Genomic DNA, 19,993 nt, shown 5'->3' on the forward strand with positions numbered 1-19,993 from the left:
ATCCTTCCCGATCAACAACTGCGCCACATGCTCCTTCAAATACGCGGCAACAGCCAACTCACGGCCGTTCAGGGTCGCATCACCAATACCCGTCACCCCATCCTCGGTAGTAATCCGGAGCGTCACAAAGTTCCGGGACGGACTGGTAACAAACACATCGGCGGCAATAATCTTCATGGGGTTCAACTGTTCCTTCCGGAAATAAAAAGCAGGGTCTAAAGAGGGGTGGAAGCGGCGGTTTTAGCTGTGAAGGTGCCGCACAGCCCGGAGACCATGTCCACAATGTCGGGGTCCCCAGCCATGTCTGCGCTGACCAGGCGGAGCAGGGCCTGGACCCGTTCAATGCCCTCGAGCTCATTGGCGCCGTGAATCCCGGCAGCCAGCGGGTCCTGGAACTCCCGGGTGGAACCCACGTAGTCAATCCAGGCGGCAAGCATCAGGGCACTGCCGGCGCCGTTCCGGCCGCTTGCCCGTTCCGCCGCCAGGACGGGGACGGCGCGCATCCGCAGTTTGGTGGTGGCATCGGCCGCGATCTGGGCAAGCTGGTGCGCGATCCGGGCATTGCCAAAGCGCTCCAGGAGCGCCTGCCGGTACGCAGCAATGTCCAGGCCTTCCGCATGCAGGTGATGCGCGGCTTCGTCCCAAAAATCCTCCACTGCCTTCCGGCACACGGAATCACCCAGCGCTTCGGCGACGGTGCCGTGCCCACGCAACTGCCCGGCATACGCCAGGATCGAATGCGAACCGTTCAACAGCCACAACTTCCGGTTCTCGTACGGTTCGATGTCATCCACCACCAGCGCGCCGGCGTCCTCCCAGCGCGGCCGCCCGGCAGGGAAGTCCCCGCTGAGCACCCAGTTCCGGAACGGCTCTGCCACCACCGGCGAGCTGTCACGGTAACCGCACTGCTCCGCTACCTCGGCGATATCCTCGTCGGTGGTCCGCGGCGTAATCCGGTCCACGGAGGTGCTGACAAAGCTGGCATTCGCCTCGATCCACTCTGCCAGCCCGGTTCCCCACGCGGACGCAAGGCCCAGGATTGCCCGCCGCGCAACGTCGCCGTTGGCGGAAAGGTTGTCACAGCTGACGACGGCGAGTGGGCCGGCGCCGCTGTCGCGGCGCCTGGCGAGGGCCAGCACCAATCGGCCCAGAGGCGTACCGGGCGCTGCGCCCGCCGCGCTTGTTTCCCCGGACGCCGCCGCCGACAGCGCGCGGAGGTCGTCCGCCACACCCGGTGCCCCGGCGTCGAACGTTCCGTCCGCGGCCAGCCCATAGGCTGCCTCGGTGATCGTCAGCGTGATGATCGCCGTTTCCTTTGCGGCCAGCAACTCACACAGGCGGCCCACATCGGCCCCGTCCACCGCCTCGACGATGCTGCCGATGACTTCGAAGCTGTCGCCGCCTGCCGACCGCTCCACCAGTGTGTAGAGGCAGTCCTGGGCGGAGAGCGCCGCAGCGGCATCGGGGCGCCGCCCCGTGAACGCTGCGATCCCCCACTCTCCTGCGTCGCCGGCATGCTGGGTGTACCAGGCCTGGTGGGAGCGGTGAAATGCACCCAGCCCGAGGTGCACAATGCGCACCGGGGCCTTGGGCAGCGGTTTGAGGCTGCGGTTGAGTACAGGCGGCGCGCCATTCATAGCTTGAACACCCGCCGTGGTGCGGCGTCGATGATGTCCACGATCAGGTCGTGCGCCCGCTCCTCGCTCACCCGGTGCTCGGCGACCAGCCGGGCCAGGAAGGACGCCTCGATCCGCCGGGCCGTGTCGTGCCGGGCCGGGATGGAGCAGAACGCCCGGGTGTCGTCAATGAATCCCGAGGACCGCGAGAATCCGGCCGTCTCGGTGACGGCGGACCGGAAACGCAGCATGGCATCGGGTGCATCGAGGAACCACCACGGGGCTCCGAGGTACACCGACGGATAGAACCCGGCCAGCGGTGCCAGTTCCCGCGAGAACACGGTCTCGTCCAGGGTGAACAGGACCAGGTGGAAGTCCTTGGCCGTCCCGAAGTCCTGCAGCAGCGGCCGCACCGCCTCCGTGTAATTGACCGCCACCGGAATGTCATGGCCGGTGTCGGCACCGAAGGCCTCGAAGGTGGGCGAATGGTGGTTGCGGAACGAGCCTGGATGGATGGTCATGACCAGGCCGTCCTCCACGGACATCCGGGCCATCTGGTAGATCATGTGGGCTTCAAAGGCGTCCCTGTCAGCCGCAGTCGCCTGTCCGGACCGGCCCCGTTCGAAAAGCCGCTCCGCCTCGCCGTCGTCCAGCTTCAGGGTGGCGGGCGTGAAGACTCCGTGGTCCGCGGACACCGCGCCGCGCTCCACGAAGTGGCGGCGGCGCGACTCCAGGGCCCTGATGTAGCCCGCATAGCCGCTGGTTCCCTCCCCCGCGGAGCCGATCAGGCGTTCCACGTTGTCCTGCCACGCCGGGTGCGCCATGTTCAGGTACTGGTCCGGCCGGAATGTAGGAAGCACCCTTGCGGCAAACGAAGGGTCAGCGTGCAGGGCCGCGTGGCTGTCCAGCGAGTCCAGGGGGTCATCGGTGGTGGCGAGCACCTCGATGTTGAACTCCTTGAACAGCTCCCGCGGCCGGAACCCCGGCTCCGAGAGCTTGGCCTGCAGTGCATCGTAGAGCCGGTCGGAGTTTTCCGCCGACGGTTCCTCACCGATCCCGAAGACATGGGCGAACTCCTGCCGGATCCAATAACCCGAGGCTGTTCCCTCAAAGTTGGGCCACGCCTCGCAGAAACGGCGCCATACCTGCCGCGAATCCGCAGGCTGGCTTCCCAGCCCCAACTGGTCCATGGGCACACCGCCGGCGTGTATCAGCCTGGTGACGTAGTGGTCCGGGGTGACCAGGAGGGCGGCCGGGTCTGGGAACGGTGTGTTCTGCTCGATGACCGCAGCGTCCACGTGGCCGTGCGGGGAGATGATCGGCAGGCCCTCCACCTTTTTGTAGAGCGACCGTGCAATGTCCCGGACGCCCGGATCGGCCGGCAGCAGCCTGTCCGGGTGGTCCGCTAGTGGCTGTTCCATGGGTCAACGCCTCCCGGCCGGGACGGAGAGCCCTGCGAGCGCTGCGGTGGTCCGGAGGTAGTCGAGGTTGTCGGCCGTCCGTTCTGCCAGCGGGAGCTCGGTGGAGAAGTCCTCCACCGTGACCCAGCCGTCGTAGCCAAAGGCTGCGAGTGCCTTGAAGTACTGCAGGACGCTGCCCTGGCCCGAACGGAGGGGGGCCCACTCGTTTCGGTAGACAGCGGCGCCGGACTCGTCGATGTCACCGCTGTTGACCCAGACGGCGTTCTTGACGTGCACGTGGGCCAGGTAGTCGCCCAGGAGTTCGAACGCAGGGAGGTAGTCTTCCTGGCCTTCGATGAGCAGGTTCCCGAGGTCGTGGATGACGCCAACGTGCCGGGGGTCCAGCCCATCGAGCAGCCGGAGCGCTGAGGACGCGGAAGCGGTGATGGTCCGGTGGTGCAGCTCCACCAGGGCCTTCACACCGTGGCGCGCAGCCCGCTCGGCGATCCACTCAAAGTCGCGCCGGGCTGCGGCAAAGAGCTCCGGGTAGGGCGTGCCGCTCGCGGGCTCGTTGCCCCATGCCGCGGTGCCCAGCGGAAGCGTGGTCACCCGGACCTTTTCCGCGCCCAGCCGGGCCGTGGCCGCCAGCATCCGGTCCACGTCCGCGTGGTTGTCGCACCGTGCGTACCCGCCGATGCCGGAGAACTCAAGGCCCGCCCCGCTGGTGAGGTTGGCGATGCGGTCCAGGTGGTCTTCCATTCCGGACAGCGGGACAGTGGCCCTGTTGCCGGCCCAGAAGCCCGGTTCTGCGGCGTCGGCCTGGTCCGTGATGCGCCATTCGACGCCGTCCCAGCCCTGGTCTGCGAGGTGCTGGACCGCCTCTTCAGGTGTCCAGTCAGGGGTTGATGCAGTGAATACGGAAAACTTCATGGCCTCAGGCGCTTTCTGCCGCGGTGCCGGTGCGGACTTCGAGGTCGTTGTACTTGCCCGCCAGGACGTCGTCGAAGAGGACGGGCTGGCCGAGGGTGGCGGAGACGTAGACGGAACGCACGGCGGCGAGCGCGTTGACAGCGTCACTGACCGTGACACCGGGCTGCCGCCCCGCTGCGATGGCGGCCAGGATGTCCCGGTACTGCCGGACGTGCCCGGCGGGGTACGTGGTGGGGTCAGCGGCCTTGTAGTCCTCCTCCGGGTACTTGGCCAGTTCCTCATCCGCCTGGTTGCCCCCGCCCTGGAGGCCCATGTCAGCGGACTCGCCCCCGGCGTCCCTGCTGTGGAAGTACTGCAGCCGGTCGTTGTCCACGACGGCCGATCCTTCGGATCCCATGAGCTGGACGCGGACGGTCAGCCCGGGGTAGGCGGCGGTGGTGGCGTGCAGGACTGCCAGTCCGCCGTTTTCGAAGGTGACGGTGGCAACGGCGGTGTCTTCCACTTCGATCCGATCGTGCGCCAGCCGGGCGGTGTGCGCGTGGATTTCCACCGGGCGTCCCATGAACCAGAGCAGCAGGTCCACCGTGTGGACGCCCTGGTTCATGAGGGCGCCGCCGCCGTCCATGGCCCAGGTGCCGCGCCAGTCGCCGGAGTCGTAATAGCCCTGGCTGCGCCACCAGGCCACGGACGCGATGGCCGACGTCAGCCGACCGAAGCGGCCCTTGGCGACGGCGTCCGCGACAGCCACGCTGGACTGGTCGAACCGGTGCTGGCTGATGACCGAGGCCACGATTCCCTTGCCTGCCGCTTCCTTGGCCGCGGCTTCAATTTCCTGGGCCCGCGTCAGGTCCACATCGAGGGGCTTTTCGATCACTACGTGCTTGCCCGCGGCCAGGACTTCCAGGCCCTGCTGGATGTGGAGGCCGCTGGGAGTTGCCAGCGCCACGAGGTCGATGTCCTCCGCCGCGAAGGCGTCCGCCAGCGTGGTGAACTGCGGCGGCCGCTGGCTGCCCTGCTGCTCAATGAAGTCGGCGAGCGCTTCGGCCGCCGCCGGGATGGCGTCGACGAGGGCGACAATGCGCACCTCCGGGAATGACTGGAGGGCTACGGCGTGGGTGCGGCCAATGACGCCGCACCCTGTGATGGCTACGTTCAGGGTGCTCATGCGGTCTGGACTCCTGCTTCTGCGGTGACTTTTGCGAAGGCTCGTGCTGCAATGCCGAAGGCGGTGGGGCCGGAGAACCCGCCCAGGCCATGGGCACCGGCCAGGTGCGGTTCCAGGGATGCGAAGCCCTGGTAGCCATCGGTCTTCAGCGCCTCGACGGTTTGGAGCACGTCCCCGTCCCCCTCACCGGCCGGAACAACGTGGGCGTTGGCGAAGAGGGCGTCCTTGACCTGCAGGTACTCCAGGTGCGGGCGGAGTTTCGCGTAGCCCTCATCGAAGGGTTTGACCCCCACCTGGACGAAGTTGGCGGCGTCCCAGGCCACCTTCAGGGCGGGAGAGTTGACGGTCTCGATGATGTCCAGGACCCGGTCCGGGACGTCCCCGAAGATGTCCTTTTCGTTTTCATGCAGGAGGATCACGCCGGCTTCCTCCGCGACATCGGCGAGCGCCCGCATCCGCTCCATGACGGCGTCACGGATGCTCTCCACCGGCACTGACTCTCCGTAGTAGAAGGAGAAGATGCGGATGTACTCCGCACCCAGGGCCTTGGCGGCGTTGACCGCCCGGCGCAGCCGCTCCACTTCGTGTTCCACGGGGAGGCTGACGTCCACCTTCCCGATGGGCGAGGCGATGGCGGAGACCTTCATGTCCTTCTCCGCCAGAAGGGCGGCGAGGGCCTGGAGCTGGTCATCGCTGAGGTCCACGATGTTGGTGCCCCACGCGCTGCGGACCTCGATGTGGTTGGCGCCGAGCGCCTGCAGCACCGCGATCTGGACTGCGGGGTCGTCGTCGATCTCGTCGCCGAATCCTGACAGCTGCCACGTGACCTGGGTGGTCGAAACCATGGTTATTTAACTCCTCCGGCGGTCAGCCCGCCTACTAGGTAACGCTGGAAAATCAGGTAAAGAATGACCACTGGTGCGGCACAAACCAGCGCCGCCGCCATCATCTGGCCGTAGTAGGGAATGGCGCCGCCTTCCTGCGAGGCGCCAAAGATCTGGAGTGCGACGGCGGCGGTCTGGCTTTCCGGGCGTGTCATCACCGAGGCAAAGAGCACGTCATTCCAGCCGAGCAGGAACGCGAAGATGCCGGAGACGACAATGCCGGGCCAGCTCAGCGGGAGGATGATCCGGAAAAGCACTCCCAGGTTGGACGCGCCGTCGATCCTTGCCGCCTCTTCCAGTTCCTTGGGAAGCCCGCGGAGGTAGGTGACCATCACCCAGGTGGAGAACGGCATGGCGAACGTCAGGTAGGTGACGAACAGCCCCCACTGGGTTCCGATCACCTGGATCCCCAGGTAGGTTGCCGCCGAGGAAAACAGGACGAAGACCGGCAGCACCATCAGGGTTCCCGGCACGGACTGCAGCGCCAGGAGGCCCCGCAGGATGCTCAGCCGCCCGCGGAAGGTGTAGCGGACCAGGACGAACGCGGTGGAGACGGACAGTGCAGCGGAGACCACCGCGGTCGCGCCGGCCACCAGGACACTGTTGGTCAGGCCGGTGGCAAGGCCAACGCTGGTCCAGATCTTCGAGTAGTTCTCGAACGTGACCGTGGACGGCCAGAACTCGCCGTTTGCCACCCCGATGTCCGAGTTCACCGAGGCCAGGAAGATGTACAGCACCGGAACCAGGACAAGTGCGCCCAGGAATACCAGGACGATAACCAACAGCGGTCCCGGGAGGAGCCGCAGCACCTCGTGCTGGCGGTGCGAACCCGGACGGTCCACCTGGACGGTGGCCGGACTCTGCCGTGTGGCTGTGGTGGTGCTCATTTCTTGCCTCCTGGTGTATCGGCGTCGTCAAGCTTGACGGCACGCAGGTAGACGAACAGCGGGATGGCGATGAGCACCAGGGAGATGAAGGCCATGGCGGCGCTCAGGCCAAACCGGAAGCTCTGGAAGCTCGTGACGTAGGTCAGGATGGGAAGGACTTCGACGTCGGACGGGGCCGGGACGCCGAACAGCACGAACGGGAGGGTGAAGTTGTTGATGTGGTGCAGCATCCCGATCAGGAAGGCCAGCGACAGCGGGCCCTTCAGGTAAGGGAAGACCACGTACCGCAACTTGTTCCACCACAGCGCCCCGTCCAGGGCGGAGGCCTCGTGCACCTCGTGGTCCACGGACTGCAGGCCGGACAGCGCCAGCAGGTAAATGAACGGCCAGGAGGCCCAGATCTGGACCAGGACCAGCGTCCAGAAGGTCTGCGGCCCATTGAGCCACAGGCCTAAGTGAATGCCGACCGTTGCCAGAGCCTCGTCCACGATTCCGCCGGGCTGGAGCATGGTCCGCCAGACCGTTGCCACCACAAAGGACGGAAGCACATAGGGGATAAGGAAGATGGAGCGGATGACCGCCCTGCCCTTGAACGCGTTCTGCGTGGCCACCGCGGCGGCGACGCCCAGTGGCAGCGTCACCACCATGGCCAGCAGCGAGTAGCTGACGCTGAGCCAGACGGCGTGGAGCAGGGGCGAGTCCGTGACTGCTTCCACGAAGTTCTCAGCGCCAATGAGCGGTGCGCTGATCCATTTCCGCAGGGTGTACTGGTCCAGGTTGAGGACGGACATGTAGATGCCCAGCAGCAGCGGGACCACGATGATGATGATCATCAAGGCTCCGCCAGGGATCAACATCCAGAGCGGGCGGTTGCGTTCACTCAGGCCCTTGCGGCGCGGCCCGCCCTTGTGCCCGGGCTGCTGCCCGGCGTCGTCGGTATTCCGGGGCGCCCGGCTTGCGGCGGAATCCGCCGCAAGCCGGACTTCATGGGAGGCGTCGGTTGACATCAGAACCTATCCTTTGGAGGCCCGGTCCAGGGAAGCCTGGCCCTTGTTCTGGGCGTCCTTGATCCTTTGGTCGAGGGCGGACTCGTCCACCTTGCCGGCGGCCAGGTCCGGAATGGACTGCACTGTGACGTTGAGCAGGCCCAGCTGGATGTCGCCCCAGGCTCCGGTGAACGGAGTGGCCTTGGACTTGGCAGCGGCGTCTGCAACCGGCTTGAGCTTGGGATCGGTCAGGCTGGCGAGGGCCTCGGCGTTGGCAGGCAGGTCGCCGAAGATCTTCTGGTAGTTCAGCTGCTCGTCCTTGGAGGTAATGAGATTGATGTAAGCGAAGGCCAGGTCCTTCTGCTTGGAGTAGTCAGCCACCACCAGGTTGTCGCCCGAAAGGATGCTGGCGGCGGGGGCGTCGGACTTGGATTGCGTTTCACCCGGTGCGATGGTGGGCATCACGGTGTATTCGTACTTTCCGGCAACTGCAGACTTGTCCAGGGTGGGGATGGAGCTGGAGGTGGTCATCATCAGGTAACCCGCCTTGCCGCTGGCAAAGGCTGCCACGGCGTTGCTGTTGCTCCAGCCGACGGACGCAGGGTCAACAACCTTGTCGTTGGTCAGCCAGCCGAAGTAGGTTTCGTAGGCCTTCTTGACGGTGGGGTCGTCCATTTTCAGCTTGTTGCCATCGACCAGGGGGTTTCCGGCCTGGACGGCCATGGCCCAAATAAACTTCCAGGGGTCGTAGTTGTCCTTGTAGCCGGTGGCGATGCCGTAGGTGTCCCCCTTGGTCATCTTCTTGGCCTGGGCTGCCAGTTCGTCCCAGCTGGTGGCGGGCTTGTCGATGCCGGCTGCGGCCAGCAGGTCCTTGTTATAGGCCATCACGAACGGACGGCTCACGAAGGGGATGCCGGCCATGTGGTCCTTGTCCGGCCCGGAAATTCCCAAGGCGGCCTGGTTGAAGCGGTCCTTGCCGCCTACTGCCTTCCAGTCGTCATCCGACAGGGTGACGAATGCTTTGGTGGCGTAGGCCGTGGGGGTGAAGGTGGTGCCGAGCCCGTAGATGTCAGGGCCCTGGCCTGATACCACGGAGGTCTGGATCCGGGTGAGCTCGTCATTGGCCGAGGCGAAGGTTTCGAATTTCACGTCGGCCCCGGTCTGGGCCTTGAACTTGGCGGCGATATCGCTCTGCCACTGCTTCTGCTGCTCGGGGTACTGGGTCTGGACGCCGACCAGGACGTTGAGGGTCTTGCCCGTGCCGTCAACTTTCCCATTCGCGTTGGTTGAGCCTCCGCTGCTGCCGGAGCCTCCGGATCCACAACCGGTCAGGGCGAGCGCTGCAGCCGTGACAACTGCCGCGAGCCCAGTAGTCGATTTAAACCTCATTGTTTTTCTCCTCTAGGACACCCACATGGCCACATCCGTCCTGTGGCGGAAATCACTGCAGGCGACTCGAAAGTCAGTCTAGAAAGATGGCAACGCGAATGGCAAGCGGTTGCCAAAAATTGCCAAAAGTGCTCAGATTGAGTTCACCAGGGCTCCGCAAACAGGTACCCTTGGAAACCCCACATGGCCGGTAGACCCGGTCCGCGAGGAAGGCCCTGCGATGGCAGACCCAGCAACCGAGGCGTCAGTCCCCACCGGCCTTGATACCGGAATTCAGCGGGACCGGCCGCCCACCATCCGCGACGTAGCCGCGCTGGCGGGGGTTGCCACCTCTACCGTTTCGCGGGCCCTGGCCCGGCCGGACAGGGTGAATCCCCGCACCCGCCTGCGGATCGAAGAAGCGGCAGCCGAACTCAACTACGTGCCCAGCTCACAGGCCCGCGGCCTCAGCTCGGGACGGACCAATGCGGTGGCTGTCCTGGTGCCCGACATCACCAACCCGTTCTACTTCGACATCATCCGGGGGACACAGCACCAGCTCAAGGCTGCGGGCGTGACCCAGCTCCTGGTGGACACCGAGGAGTCCAGCGAGATGGAGTTGGACGCTCTGCACAAAATGCGTAAATCCGCCGACGGCTTTATCCTCGCGGCTTCCCGCCTGACGGACGCGCAGCTTGCCGAGGTCTCGCAGTCACAGCCCCTGGTCACATTCAACCGGGCTTCCACCAGCGCCCCGACCGTCATGATCGATACGCCGTCCGCCATCATCCAGGCCCTGGAGCATCTGGCCTCGCTGGGCCACCACAAGGTCTGCTACGTGGCGGGGCCGCCCACCTCATGGTCCAACCAGATGCGGTGGAAGGTCTTCGAAGAGGACGCCGGCAAACGCGGGATGGAGGTCCACCGCATTGGCCCCTACACCCCCAAGACGACGTCGGGGGCGGCCGCGGCGGACGCAGCAGTCAGGACGGGGGCAACGGGCTGCATCGTCTTCAATGACCTGCTGGCCATTGGCATGCTCCAGCGGCTGCAGGCGCGGGGCATCCGGGTGCCCGCGGACATGAGCATCATTGGCTCGGACGACATATTCGGCGCGGACTTCTGCAACCCACCCCTGACCACCATCTCCAGCCCCATCGAGCAGGCTGGCAGGGTGGCCGTGTCCATGCTGCTGGCCCAGCTCAATCCGCTGTCCGGAAGTGCCAGCCGGCAGCTGGCCGTGATGCCCACCCACCTGACCGTCCGGGAATCGACGGGACCCGCACCGGCCTGACCTCATCGATTGCTCCGTACTTGTCGTTTTCAGGGGTCAAAACGACAAATAGGGAGCAGCCGATGGGGTTGAACGCGCCGGCCCATACATAAGGCGGGCGTACGACGCCGGGAGCAACCCGCCGTCGTACGCCCGCCTTGGCTTTGCGGTGCTTAGGCCTCGGCCAGTACCGCCCCGGCCGGAACCTCGGCGGGAGCGCCGGGCTCGTTGCGGCCGTACAGCCAATCGTTGTACTGGAAGTTGTTGTCGCCGCGGCTCTTGAACAGCATGTTCCGCAGGACGCGTGCCACGCCGTCCACGTGCCAGGACTCGCCCCAGATCCGGGCGGTGCGCTGGACGCGTGCGGTGCGGGCGGCGCGCTCCTCGTTGAAGTCGCGGAAGCCAGCCTCCCAGGCGCCGGCGTCGATGCCTTCCGGCGTGAAGACCCGGTCCCGGGTGGCGTCCTGCAGCACCGCCGCGTCCTCGAGTGCCTGGCAGGCGCCCTGGGCAAGGTACTGCAGCATGGGGTGCGCGGCATCGCCGATCAGCGCCATGCGGCCGGAAACCCAGTTCTCGATGGGATCGCGGTCGTACATGGGCCAGCGGATGCCCGTGGCCAGGTTCTTCAGGGCTTCCTGCACGGCCGGCACACAGTCCTTGTACGCGGCCTGGAGTTCATCCACGCCGCCGTACTGCTCTTCGCCGCGTTCGAACGAGGGGGACTTGAACACTGCCACGGTGTTGAGCAGTTGGCCCTTCCGGAGCGGGTACTGGACCAGGTGGCAGTTCGGGCCGAGGTAGACGATGACGTCCTCCAGGTCCGCGGCGGGGGTCTCCTCCGTGATGGGAACGGTGCCGCGGTAGGCCACGTAGGCGGAGTTGACGGGACCGTCGTTGGCGACGGAGCCGCGGAGGGTGGACTTCAGACCGTCCGCGGCCAGGATGGCGTCGGCTTCGAAGACCTCGCCCTTGGCGCTGTAGGCGCGGGCGCGGTCACCGTCAGTTTCCACCTTCTGTACCAGGACGTCGTTCACCAGGGTCACGCCGGCTTCCTGACAGGCCTCCAGCAGGATCCGGTGCAGGTCGCTGCGGTGGATCACCACATAGGGGGCGCCGTAGCGCTCCTCGAACTCGCCGCCCAGGGTCTGCCGGGTCAGTTCCTCCCCCGTGACCGCGTCGCGGAACACCAGGTGCTTGGGCTGGACGCCGATTTCCAGGGCCTTTTCCAGCAGGCCCCAGCGTTTGAGGACCCGGGAAGCGTTGGGTGCCATCTGCAGCCCGGCTCCCACTTCGCCGAAGGCCGGTGCAACCTCCACGAGCGTGACGTCCGCGCCGTTTTCGCGCAGGGCCAGCGCCCCGGCCAGCCCGGCCATGCCGCCGCCCACCACGAGGACATCGGTGGACTCTTTGACGTTAGACATTGGAAACTCCTACTGCTGTTGATTTCTTGATTTTGGTGCCGACGGCGGCGATCAGGACCGCCGCTGCGGCTGCTGCTGCCGCGAAGGCCAGGAAGTTGGAATTGACGCCCAGGCCTGCGGCGAGAAGAAGGCCGCCAGCCTGCGGAGCCGCCACGGCCCCATCCGGCCCACGCCCAGCGCCCAGCCCAGGGCGGTGCCGCGAAGGTGTGCCGGGTAGTGGCTGGCCACCGCGGCGATGATCAGGCACTGGGTGCCGTGCGTTCCCACGCCGGCGAGCACCAGCATGAGGTAGACGACGGCGACGGGCGGCCCGGTCACCAGGACCAGAAGTCCGACGGCGGCCACGGCGGCTGCCGCGATGGCCGTGGGGATGGGGCCGAACCTGGTGCCGGCCCACGCGGTGAGGACCGACCCCGCCACTGCGCCGAGGTTGAGCGCCAGCGCGAATGTCAGCGCGGAGCCGAGGTTGTAGCCGGCCATCTGCATGAGGTTGGGCAGCCAGGTCCCGAGCCCGTACCAGGCGAAGAGGGTCACCAGGGTGCCGATGGCAAACAGCAGGCTGATTCCCAGGTAGGGGGCCCGGAGCAGGGAGCCGAAGCCCGGGGATTCCTCGGCGCCGTCCCCGGCGCCGCCAGTGCGTGCGGGAGCAAGGGTCTCCGGCAGGTAGCGAAGACCCAGCGGGATCACCACCGCCAGGGCCACGACGGCCACCAGGAACATCACGGGCCAGCCAAAGGCAGGAATCAGCGGGATGCCCACAAGGGCGGCGATGGAGCCGCCGATGGGAACGCCGGACATCATCAGGGTGGCGATGGTGGACCGCCACTTTTCCGGAACCAGTTCAGCCACCAGGGCATTCGCCGACGGCACCAGGCCACCCAGGCCAATGCCTGCCAGCAGGCGAAGGCCGCCGAACACGGGTGCGCTGGGAGCGAAGGCGCAAAGGATGGTAAAGACGGAGAACACGACGGCGCAGCCGATAATGGTGCGGCGCCGGCCCCAGGTATCGGACATGCGGCCGGCGAAGACCGCGCCGATCATCATGCCGACGAAAGCCATCGAGCCGATGGTTCCGGCCGTGGCCTTGGTGAGGCCCCAGCCGGTGTCACTGATGAGTGAGCCCTGGACGGTGCCGTAAACGATCAGGTCATACCCGTCGAAAACGACCAGCAGCCAGCACACCAGGACGGCGAGCACGGAACGCCGGGGAAACCCGGAACGGCCTGCGCCCGGAGCGGGGGCGGCCGTGCGCTGCGGCGCTGCAGCGGAAGTTGTGTGATTCATGCCACCACTGTGCTGGCAAACCGGGCACGCCGCCCATAATATTCTGGCATGCAGAATCTTTCGGCCCGGCGGAAACCTACCTACTCCATCGAAGCGGTGGATAACGCCCTGCAGCTCCTCCAGCTGCTGCGGGATGTGGGCAGCCTGCGGCTTAAGGATGCCGCGGCGGAACTGGGGGTGGCCCCGTCCACCGCCCACCGGCTCCTGGCCATGCTGGTGTACCGGGGTTTTGCGGTCCAGGATGAAACCCGGCGGTATGTTCCCGGACCGGCCATGGGGGCGGGGCCGGCCGGCTTCAGCTGGACGCGGCAGCTGCGGGACATCGCACGGCCGCACATGGAGCTCCTGTGTGCGCGCACCAACGAGACCGTCAACCTCATGATCCGGGTGGGCACCAAGGTCCGCTTCCTGGACACGGTGGAAAGCACCAACATCCTGCGCGTCGGCGACCGGCAGGGCACCGTGCTGCCGGCCCACAGGGCATCGGGCGGAAAGGCCATCCTGGCCGAACTGGATCCGGCCATGCTGGAACAACTCTTCCGCACCCCCAACGCGGAACTCGCCGGTGACTACATTTCCGATGCCGAGTACCCGGCTTTCCTGCGCGAACTGGAGTCCGTGCGGGCCAACGGTTTTGCCGCCAACTTCGAGGGCACCGAGGAAGGCATCAGCGCCTTCGGGATGGCGCTGCACAACGGCAAGGGAATGGTGGTCGGCGCCCTGAGCGTGGCCACCCCCGTTGCCAGATTCCGGCCGTTGTTCGACGCCGGGCTGGTGGGCGTGATGCTGGAAACCCGGCGCCAGCTGGAGATGGACATCGCGGCCCATCCGGTGGATGGCGGCGCAAAGGGCTGAACGGGGCGGGTATATCTTTCTGCTCTACAGAATATGTTGGGGATCACAGCCCGTTTTCCCTATGGTCGAATCCACGCCGCAGTCAGTCCGCACGCAAGGAGAAGGCCAGTGTCGATCAGCGCTGAAAACCAAACACACGAATCCGTGGCCCAGGAACAGCATGTTCCCGAGCCCACACCGGAGGAGGCTGCCCAGCTGGAGCAGCTGTACCGGGACTTCGATCAGGAGAACCTGATTCCGCTGTGGACGGAGATCGCGGACCTGATGCCCATGGTCCCGTCGCCCAAGGCGGTGCCGCACGTGTGGCGGTGGGATGATCTGTACCCGCTGGCTGCCCGCGCCGGGGACCTCGTGCCGGTGGGCCGCGGCGGTGAACGGCGTGCCATCGCCTTGGCCAACCCGGGCCTGGGCGGCACCCCGTATGCCACCCCCACGCTCTGGGCCGCCATCCAGTACCTGGGCGGCCGGGAAACGGCCCCGGAGCACCGGCACTCCCAGAATGCCTTCCGCTTCGTCGTGGAGGGCGAGGGCGTGTGGACCGTGGTGAACGGCGATCCGGTCCGGATGTCCCGCGGCGACTTCCTGCTCACCCCCGGCTGGAATTTTCACGGCCACCATAACGACACCGATGAGCCGATGGCCTGGATCGACGGCCTGGACATCCCGTTCGTGCATTACGCGGATGCCGGGTTCTTCGAATTCGGCACCGAGCGCGTCACCGACGAAGCCACGCCGGACATCTCCCGTTCCGAACGCCTCTGGGCCCACCCCGGCCTGCGCCCGCTTTCCGGCCTCGAAAACACCACCAATTCCCCCATCGCCGCGTACAGGTGGAAGTACACCGATGCCGCCCTGCGTGAGCAGCTGCTCCTGGAGGACGAGGGCCACCCGGCCACGGTTTCCCAGGGCCACGCGGCCATCCGCTACACCAACCCCACCACCGGCGGGGACGTCATGCCCACCATCCGCGCCGAGTTCCACCGGCTCCGCGCCGGCGCCTGGACCGAAACCGTCCGCGAGGTGGGCTCCAGCGTCTGGCAGGTCTTCGACGGCACCGGCACCGTGACCCTGAACGGCGAAACCAGGGTCCTTGCCAAGGGCGACCTGTTCGTGGTTCCGTCCTGGGCCGCCTGGTCCCTCCAGGCCGAGTCCGAGTTTGACCTGTTCCGGTTCAGCGACGCCCCCATCTTTGAGCGCCTGAACTTCAACCGCACCTACATCGAAGGACGCACCAAGTAATGAAACTCCTCACCCTCCGCACCGCTGACGGCACAGGCAACGGCAAGAGCACGACGGCGGTCCGCCAGGACGGCGACACCCTCACCGAAATCCCGGGCTTCTCCGACGTCGGGGCCCTCCTGCAGGACTCCGCCTGGGAAACCATCGCGAAGGCGGCCAACGGCGCAACGCACCCCTTGGCCGGCGCCGACCTTGCCGCCGTCGTGCCCTCTCCCGGCAAGATCATCTGCGTGGGCCACAACTACCGCAACCACATCAAGGAAATGGGACGCGAAGTCCCCGCGCACCCCACCCTGTTCGCCAAGTACGCCGAATCCCTGATCGGCCCCAACGACGACCTTGCACTGCCGCAGGAATCCGACACCGTGGACTGGGAAGCCGAACTCGCCGTCGTCATCGGCAAGGCCGGCCGCCGCATCCCCGAAGCCCAGGCGGCAGAGCACATCGCCGGGTACGCCGTCCTGAACGACATCAGCATGCGCGACTACCAGTTCCGCACCATCCAGTGGCTGCAGGGCAAGACGTGGGAAAAGTCCACCCCGTTCGGCCCGGCCCTGGTCACCAAGGACGACTTCACCCCCGGCCCGCTCATGACCTCCGCGGTGGACGGCGATGTCCAGCAGTCCACCCCCACGTCCGACCTGGTGTTCACCCCCGAATACCTGGTCTCCTACATCTCCACCATCATCACGCTGAACCCCGGCGACGTCATCGCCACCGGCACCCTCGGCGGCGTGGGGCACGCCCAGGACCCCAAGCGCTACCTGCAGGAGGGTCAGGTCCTGGTGACCACCATCGAGGGCCTGGGCCAGCTGACCAACCGCGTGGTCAAGGAAGCCTGATGGTCGCCCGGCACGACCAGACCACGGACCCGGTCCTGCTCGACGGCCTCCTGCAGGCCAGGCGCGGCACCGCGTTCTTCGCCCGCAAGCTCAACGAACTCACTGACGCGGACCTGGACGGAGACTCGCTGCTGCCGGGCTGGTCCCGCCGGCACGTNGGCACGACCAGACCACGGACCCGGTCCTGCTCGACGGCCTCCTGCAGGCCAGGCGCGGCACCGCGTTCTTCGCCCGCAAGCTCAACGAACTCACTGACGCGGACCTGGACGGAGACTCGCTGCTGCCGGGCTGGTCCCGCCGGCACGTTGTAGCCCACGTGGGCTACAACGCCCGGGCGGTGGCCCGCCTCGTGGAGTGGGCAGCCACCGGAGTGGAAACCCCCATGTACCCCTCCGTGGAGGTCCGCAACCACGAGATCGACTTCGGCGCCACCCTCTCCCCCATCGCGCTGCGGAACCTGTTCGACCACTCCGCAGTGCACCTGAACGTCGAATGGCGGGACCTTCCCGCCGACAACTGGCACCACAAGGTCAAAACCGTCCAGGGCCGTGTGGTTCCGGCCGAGGAAACCGTGTGGATGCGCACCCGGGAAGTCTGGGTGCACGCCGTGGACCTGGACAACGGTGCAACGTTCCAGGACATCCCCGAGCCCGTCCTGGCCCGGCTCCTCACGGACATCACCGGAGCCTGGCACGCCCGCGGCACGGACAACGGGCTCCTCATCACCGTGGACGGCACCGGCCAGACCTTCGGGGACACCGCGGCGGCGTCGCCCACCGTGGTTTCCGGTTCCCTGGCCGCCATTGCCCGGTGGGCCACCGGCCGCGGCACTGACGGCACCACGGCAATCCACGACGGCGGATCCACCACCCCCGCACCGGCCGCACCCGGCTGGATCTAGCTCTACCCCACACGCGCCGGCACACCGGCCCCACGCCGCACCGCACCGACGGCGGGCCAGCACGGGCTGGCCCGCCATCGGTGTTAAGGCGCCTTCGGTGTTAAGGCGCCTTCGGTGTTAAGGCACCTTCCCTGTGAAGGCCCCTCGTTCCCCGCGTCCCGCCGCACCTCAGGCTGCGGACCAAAAAATACCCTCCGCACTTGGGAGGGGATCCCTATTTCGGCTGCCCTGCGCTCGATAGCATGAGGGGACCGGACAGAGCCGTCCGGCGGTATCGACGCAAAAGGACAACCCATGGCCGCGGTTACGGTGGATGACATCCTCTCGGATCTCCCCCTTGGCTTCGCCAGCCTCATCCTCCGGGCCGCCCCCTCGGCGGCGGCCATTGAGCGGTTCCTGATTGTCGACGCCGACGACGAAGCGCCCGCAGCTGCAGGAGCCTTTGTCCTGCTCATCGGCGTCCGTGGCCGCTCAGCCCTTCCCGCCCTGCGGCGCCTCCTGAAAGACCCGCCGCCGGTGGTGGCCCTCAAGGGCAACCGCGAAGACCTGGCCGAGGCGGAGGAACTCCTGCGTGCCGCCGGCTCGGGCCTCCTTTTGGTGGATCCCGCCGCCGACTGGGACCGCCTGCTGTCCATCGCGCAGGACAGGATCCAGCCCCGGAGCTACCAGAGCGAAGTCCTCACCCTGCTCGAGGAAGACCTGTTCGCCATCGCCCAGACCACGGCCAGGCTCACCTCCAGCCATGTGCTCATCGAGGACGCCGCCAACAAGGTCCTGGCGTATTCCACCGTCACCAACGACATCGACGAGCTCCGCAAAGCGTCCATCCTGTCCCGCCGCGGGCCGCGGAAGTACGAGCTGCTGCTCAAGGACCTGGGCGCGTACCGCGAGCTGCACCGTACCCGGCAGCCCGTCCGCGTGCCTGCCCGGCCCCAGGACGGGCTCCGTGAACGGGTGGCCATCGCACTCTTCGCCGGTGAACGGATCATGGGCTACATCTGGCTGCAGGAAACCGGGGACGGGTTCGGCGCCGACGTGGAGTACGTCCTCACCGGATCCGCGGCCAGGGTTTCCGCCGAGCTGATCCGCTACCGCAACCAGCAGTCCGTCCACATGCGGGAGGACCGGGTGGCACGGATCCTGTCGGGTCCCGCCGAGGCCGCCGCCAGTGCCCATAGCGGCAAGATTCCCTCGGAGCGTCCGGCCGCACTGCTGCTGATCGGCATGTCCGACGCCGACTCGCGGGCCGACGACGCGGCGCTCAAGCACGGCGAACTGGCCAACCTGGCATCCATCCACGCCGCCGCATACAAAGCCTCCGCCGTCGTGGGCCAGTTCAACGGTGACACTGCCATCATCATGCCGGACCTCCAATCCGGCACGGCGGAGGCGGGGCTGAGGTCCCTCGCGGAAGCAGTGGTCAAGGATGCCCGGAAACACCTCGGCATCACTCCCTTCGCCGCCGTCGGTCCACTGGCGCCGGATCTGCTGTCCCTCCACGGGGTCACCGGCATCACCGAGGCCCTGCTGGCGTGCGTGCGGGACGCCATACCGGGCACGGTGGCCGGTGTGGACGATTTCGAGGCGGAAATCCTTTACCGCGAGGCCGTACGGAACTTCCACGGCTCACCCTTCCGGCACCGCAGCCTGGCCGCGCTGCTTCACGAGGACGCCGAACTCGCAGCAACCCTGCGGGCCTACTTCGACGCGTGCTTCGACGTGTCCGAATGCGCCAAACACATGAACCTTCACAAGAACACCGTCTACTACCGCGTTGCCAAAGCGGCCAGGGTGACCGGCCTGGACTTCGGCAACCCCCGCGATTCACTGGTGGCCCTGCTCCACATCCAGGAGTGGGCCTCCTCCAACGACAATTCAGGCAGGAAATGAGCACCACACTCAGCGCACCGCCACTTGGCCTCCTCCTGGAGGACATCGTCCGGCGCCACCGGCCCCGGCAGAACGCCGGCAGCGTCCCCACGAACATACCGTTCCTGGCCACGGTCCCGTTCGACCGCTTCGGCATCGCCGTGGCCACCACCTCCGGGGAGGTCTTCAGCTCCGGCGACGCCGGCGTTCCCTTCTCCATCCAAAGCATTTCCAAGGTCTTCACCCTGGCCATGGCCCTGCAGGGCGGCAGGTCCGCCGGCCTTTGGTCCCGGGTGCTGCGCGAACCGTCCGGAACGTCCTTCAACTCGCTGGTCCAGCTGGAAGCCGAAAAGGGCATTCCGCGTAATCCCTTCATCAATGCAGGCGCCCTGGTGGTCACGGACCACCTGCTGGAAGAGACGCCCGACGCCGCCACGCAGCTCCTGCGGTTCCTCACCGAACAAGCGGGCAGCCCGGGTCCGTTCATTGATGAAGCGGCCGCCGCCGGTGAGCTGGACAGCAGCAGCCGCAACCTGGCCCTGGCGCACTTCCTGAAGGATTTTGGCAACCTCACCCGGCCGGCCGCCGTCGTGGTGGAAAACTATGTCCGCCAGTGCTCCATCATGATGACCTGCGTCCAACTGGCCAAGGCCGGCCTGTTCCTCGCCAACAACGGCCAGGGAACATCCGGCACCGTGCTGTCCCCCAGCGAGGCAAAACGGATCGGATCCATCATGCTGACCTGCGGCATGTATGACGCCGCCGGCGAATTCGCCTACCGGGTGGGCCTGCCCGGCAAGAGCGGCGTAGGCGGCGGGATCCTTGTCATTGTCCCTGGCCAGTGCGCCATCTGTGTCTGGAGCCCCCGTCTGGACGCCAAGGGCAACTCCCTGGCCGGCACCGCAGCCCTGGCCGATCTCTCGGACCGCGCCGGCTGGTCAGTCTTCTAAGTTTCCCCATCCAACAAGATCTTCTCCGGATCGAAAGGAATACCCATGCCCAACAACCCCAATGAAGAGGTTGAGTTCGACCACGTGATTGATGGTGGTCACGCGCATGCGACTGAGTCCTCC

At 66.6% G+C, this 19,993-nt stretch carries 17 protein-coding genes and 2 pseudogenes; 8 read left to right on the forward strand and 11 right to left on the reverse strand.

The features are described 5' to 3' along the window. From VXJ37_RS20820 to VXJ37_RS20860, 9 genes and pseudogenes are all read right to left on the reverse strand, one after another. A pseudogene (locus tag VXJ37_RS20820) lies at positions 1-177 on the reverse strand (bifunctional D-altronate/D-mannonate dehydratase); the annotation flags it as partial. A 38-nt stretch (positions 178-215) separates the two neighbouring features. Beyond that, positions 216-1,637 carry a mannitol dehydrogenase family protein gene (locus tag VXJ37_RS20825; RefSeq protein ID WP_331324904.1) on the reverse strand — a complete coding sequence of 474 codons (1,422 nt, stop codon included), beginning with the start codon at positions 1,635-1,637 and terminating at the stop codon, positions 216-218. Beyond that, positions 1,634-3,037, reverse strand: a complete 1,404-nt coding sequence (gene uxaC / locus VXJ37_RS20830; RefSeq protein WP_331324905.1) for a glucuronate isomerase — start codon at positions 3,035-3,037, stop codon at positions 1,634-1,636. The genes VXJ37_RS20825 and uxaC overlap by 4 nt, the downstream gene beginning before the upstream one ends. A 3-nt stretch (positions 3,038-3,040) precedes the next feature. Next, a complete protein-coding gene (locus tag VXJ37_RS20835; protein WP_331324906.1) occupies positions 3,041-3,946 on the reverse strand; it encodes a sugar phosphate isomerase/epimerase family protein in 906 nt (301 codons plus the stop codon). A gap of 4 nt (positions 3,947-3,950) precedes the next feature. Beyond that, complete coding sequence (locus VXJ37_RS20840) at positions 3,951-5,111, reverse strand: Gfo/Idh/MocA family protein (RefSeq protein WP_141943794.1); 1,161 nt, start codon at positions 5,109-5,111, stop codon at positions 3,951-3,953. Then, on the reverse strand, positions 5,108-5,956 hold the full coding sequence (locus tag VXJ37_RS20845; protein WP_331324907.1) for a sugar phosphate isomerase/epimerase family protein: 849 nt from the start codon (positions 5,954-5,956) through the stop codon (positions 5,108-5,110). Before VXJ37_RS20845 ends, VXJ37_RS20840 begins: the two co-directional genes overlap by 4 nt. Before the next feature lie 2 nt (positions 5,957-5,958). Then, entirely contained in the window at positions 5,959-6,882 is a 924-nt protein-coding gene (locus VXJ37_RS20850; RefSeq protein ID WP_331324908.1) for a carbohydrate ABC transporter permease, read from the reverse strand. Next, positions 6,879-7,889, reverse strand: a complete 1,011-nt coding sequence (locus VXJ37_RS20855; protein WP_331324910.1) for a carbohydrate ABC transporter permease — start codon at positions 7,887-7,889, stop codon at positions 6,879-6,881. Before VXJ37_RS20855 ends, VXJ37_RS20850 begins: the two co-directional genes overlap by 4 nt. Positions 7,890-7,895: 6 nt before the next feature. Beyond that, complete coding sequence (locus VXJ37_RS20860) at positions 7,896-9,257, reverse strand: ABC transporter substrate-binding protein (protein ID WP_331324911.1); 1,362 nt, start codon at positions 9,255-9,257, stop codon at positions 7,896-7,898. Between the two features lie 220 nt (positions 9,258-9,477). Between VXJ37_RS20860 and VXJ37_RS20865 the strand changes: the two genes are divergently transcribed. Beyond that, positions 9,478-10,530, forward strand: a complete 1,053-nt coding sequence (locus tag VXJ37_RS20865) for a LacI family DNA-binding transcriptional regulator (protein ID WP_331324912.1) — start codon at positions 9,478-9,480, stop codon at positions 10,528-10,530. Between the two features lie 152 nt (positions 10,531-10,682). On the opposite strand, the gene VXJ37_RS20870 is transcribed toward VXJ37_RS20865, so the two are convergent. Together VXJ37_RS20870 and VXJ37_RS20875 are read right to left on the reverse strand one after the other, a co-directional pair. Continuing rightward, the gene (locus tag VXJ37_RS20870) at positions 10,683-11,930 is read right to left on the reverse strand and encodes an FAD-dependent oxidoreductase (protein WP_331324913.1); all 1,248 of its coding nucleotides are present in this window, start codon (positions 11,928-11,930) and stop codon (positions 10,683-10,685) included. Next, a pseudogene (locus VXJ37_RS20875) lies at positions 11,923-13,214 on the reverse strand (MFS transporter). The gene VXJ37_RS20870 and the pseudogene VXJ37_RS20875 overlap by 8 nt, the downstream one beginning before the upstream one ends. 48 nt (positions 13,215-13,262) lie before the next feature. Between VXJ37_RS20875 and VXJ37_RS20880 the strand changes: the two are divergent. From VXJ37_RS20880 to VXJ37_RS20910, 7 genes are all read left to right on the forward strand, one after another. After that, entirely contained in the window at positions 13,263-14,069 is an 807-nt protein-coding gene (locus tag VXJ37_RS20880; RefSeq protein ID WP_331324914.1) for an IclR family transcriptional regulator, read from the forward strand. A gap of 108 nt (positions 14,070-14,177) precedes the next feature. Beyond that, complete coding sequence (locus VXJ37_RS20885; RefSeq protein ID WP_331324915.1) at positions 14,178-15,308, forward strand: cupin domain-containing protein; 1,131 nt, start codon at positions 14,178-14,180, stop codon at positions 15,306-15,308. Beyond that, the gene (locus tag VXJ37_RS20890) at positions 15,308-16,150 is read left to right on the forward strand and encodes a fumarylacetoacetate hydrolase family protein (RefSeq protein ID WP_331324916.1); all 843 of its coding nucleotides are present in this window, start codon (positions 15,308-15,310) and stop codon (positions 16,148-16,150) included. Before VXJ37_RS20885 ends, VXJ37_RS20890 begins: the two co-directional genes overlap by 1 nt. After that, a complete protein-coding gene (locus tag VXJ37_RS21210) occupies positions 16,150-16,461 on the forward strand; it encodes a maleylpyruvate isomerase N-terminal domain-containing protein (protein WP_440589840.1) in 312 nt (103 codons plus the stop codon). Before VXJ37_RS20890 ends, VXJ37_RS21210 begins: the two co-directional genes overlap by 1 nt. Further along, a complete protein-coding gene (locus VXJ37_RS20900) occupies positions 16,350-17,051 on the forward strand; it encodes a maleylpyruvate isomerase family mycothiol-dependent enzyme (RefSeq protein ID WP_440589841.1) in 702 nt (233 codons plus the stop codon). The genes VXJ37_RS21210 and VXJ37_RS20900 overlap by 112 nt, the downstream gene beginning before the upstream one ends. Before the next feature lie 294 nt (positions 17,052-17,345). Beyond that, positions 17,346-18,941 carry a PucR family transcriptional regulator gene (locus VXJ37_RS20905; protein ID WP_331324917.1) on the forward strand — a complete coding sequence of 532 codons (1,596 nt, stop codon included), beginning with the start codon at positions 17,346-17,348 and terminating at the stop codon, positions 18,939-18,941. Continuing rightward, positions 18,938-19,870, forward strand: a complete 933-nt coding sequence (locus tag VXJ37_RS20910; protein ID WP_331324918.1) for a glutaminase — start codon at positions 18,938-18,940, stop codon at positions 19,868-19,870. Before VXJ37_RS20905 ends, VXJ37_RS20910 begins: the two co-directional genes overlap by 4 nt. Positions 19,871-19,993: the final 123 nt, after the last annotated feature.

Source organism: Pseudarthrobacter phenanthrenivorans, assembly GCF_036455295.1.
In the GTDB taxonomy this organism is placed as follows: Bacteria; Actinomycetota; Actinomycetes; order Actinomycetales; family Micrococcaceae; genus Arthrobacter; species Arthrobacter phenanthrenivorans_C.

What these genes read in the sequence shown, in the direction of transcription:
- VXJ37_RS20905 (WP_331324917.1), top strand. Translation starts at nt 17,346, where the DNA reads ATGGCCGCGGTTACGGTGGATGACATCCTCTCGGATCTCCCCCTTGGC.
- VXJ37_RS20865 (WP_331324912.1), top strand. Translation starts at nt 9,478, where the DNA reads ATGGCAGACCCAGCAACCGAGGCGTCAGTCCCCACCGGCCTTGATACC.
- VXJ37_RS20910 (WP_331324918.1), top strand. Translation starts at nt 18,938, where the DNA reads ATGAGCACCACACTCAGCGCACCGCCACTTGGCCTCCTCCTGGAGGAC.
- VXJ37_RS20840 (WP_141943794.1), bottom strand. Translation starts at nt 5,111, where the DNA reads ATGAGCACCCTGAACGTAGCCATCACAGGGTGCGGCGTCATTGGCCGC.
- VXJ37_RS20825 (WP_331324904.1), bottom strand. Translation starts at nt 1,637, where the DNA reads ATGAATGGCGCGCCGCCTGTACTCAACCGCAGCCTCAAACCGCTGCCC.
- VXJ37_RS20855 (WP_331324910.1), bottom strand. Translation starts at nt 7,889, where the DNA reads ATGTCAACCGACGCCTCCCATGAAGTCCGGCTTGCGGCGGATTCCGCC.
- VXJ37_RS20860 (WP_331324911.1), bottom strand. Translation starts at nt 9,257, where the DNA reads ATGAGGTTTAAATCGACTACTGGGCTCGCGGCAGTTGTCACGGCTGCA.
- VXJ37_RS20880 (WP_331324914.1), top strand. Translation starts at nt 13,263, where the DNA reads ATGCAGAATCTTTCGGCCCGGCGGAAACCTACCTACTCCATCGAAGCG.
- VXJ37_RS20850 (WP_331324908.1), bottom strand. Translation starts at nt 6,882, where the DNA reads ATGAGCACCACCACAGCCACACGGCAGAGTCCGGCCACCGTCCAGGTG.
- VXJ37_RS20890 (WP_331324916.1), top strand. Translation starts at nt 15,308, where the DNA reads ATGAAACTCCTCACCCTCCGCACCGCTGACGGCACAGGCAACGGCAAG.
- VXJ37_RS20870 (WP_331324913.1), bottom strand. Translation starts at nt 11,930, where the DNA reads ATGTCTAACGTCAAAGAGTCCACCGATGTCCTCGTGGTGGGCGGCGGC.
- VXJ37_RS20845 (WP_331324907.1), bottom strand. Translation starts at nt 5,956, where the DNA reads ATGGTTTCGACCACCCAGGTCACGTGGCAGCTGTCAGGATTCGGCGAC.
- VXJ37_RS20835 (WP_331324906.1), bottom strand. Translation starts at nt 3,946, where the DNA reads ATGAAGTTTTCCGTATTCACTGCATCAACCCCTGACTGGACACCTGAA.
- uxaC (WP_331324905.1), bottom strand. Translation starts at nt 3,037, where the DNA reads ATGGAACAGCCACTAGCGGACCACCCGGACAGGCTGCTGCCGGCCGAT.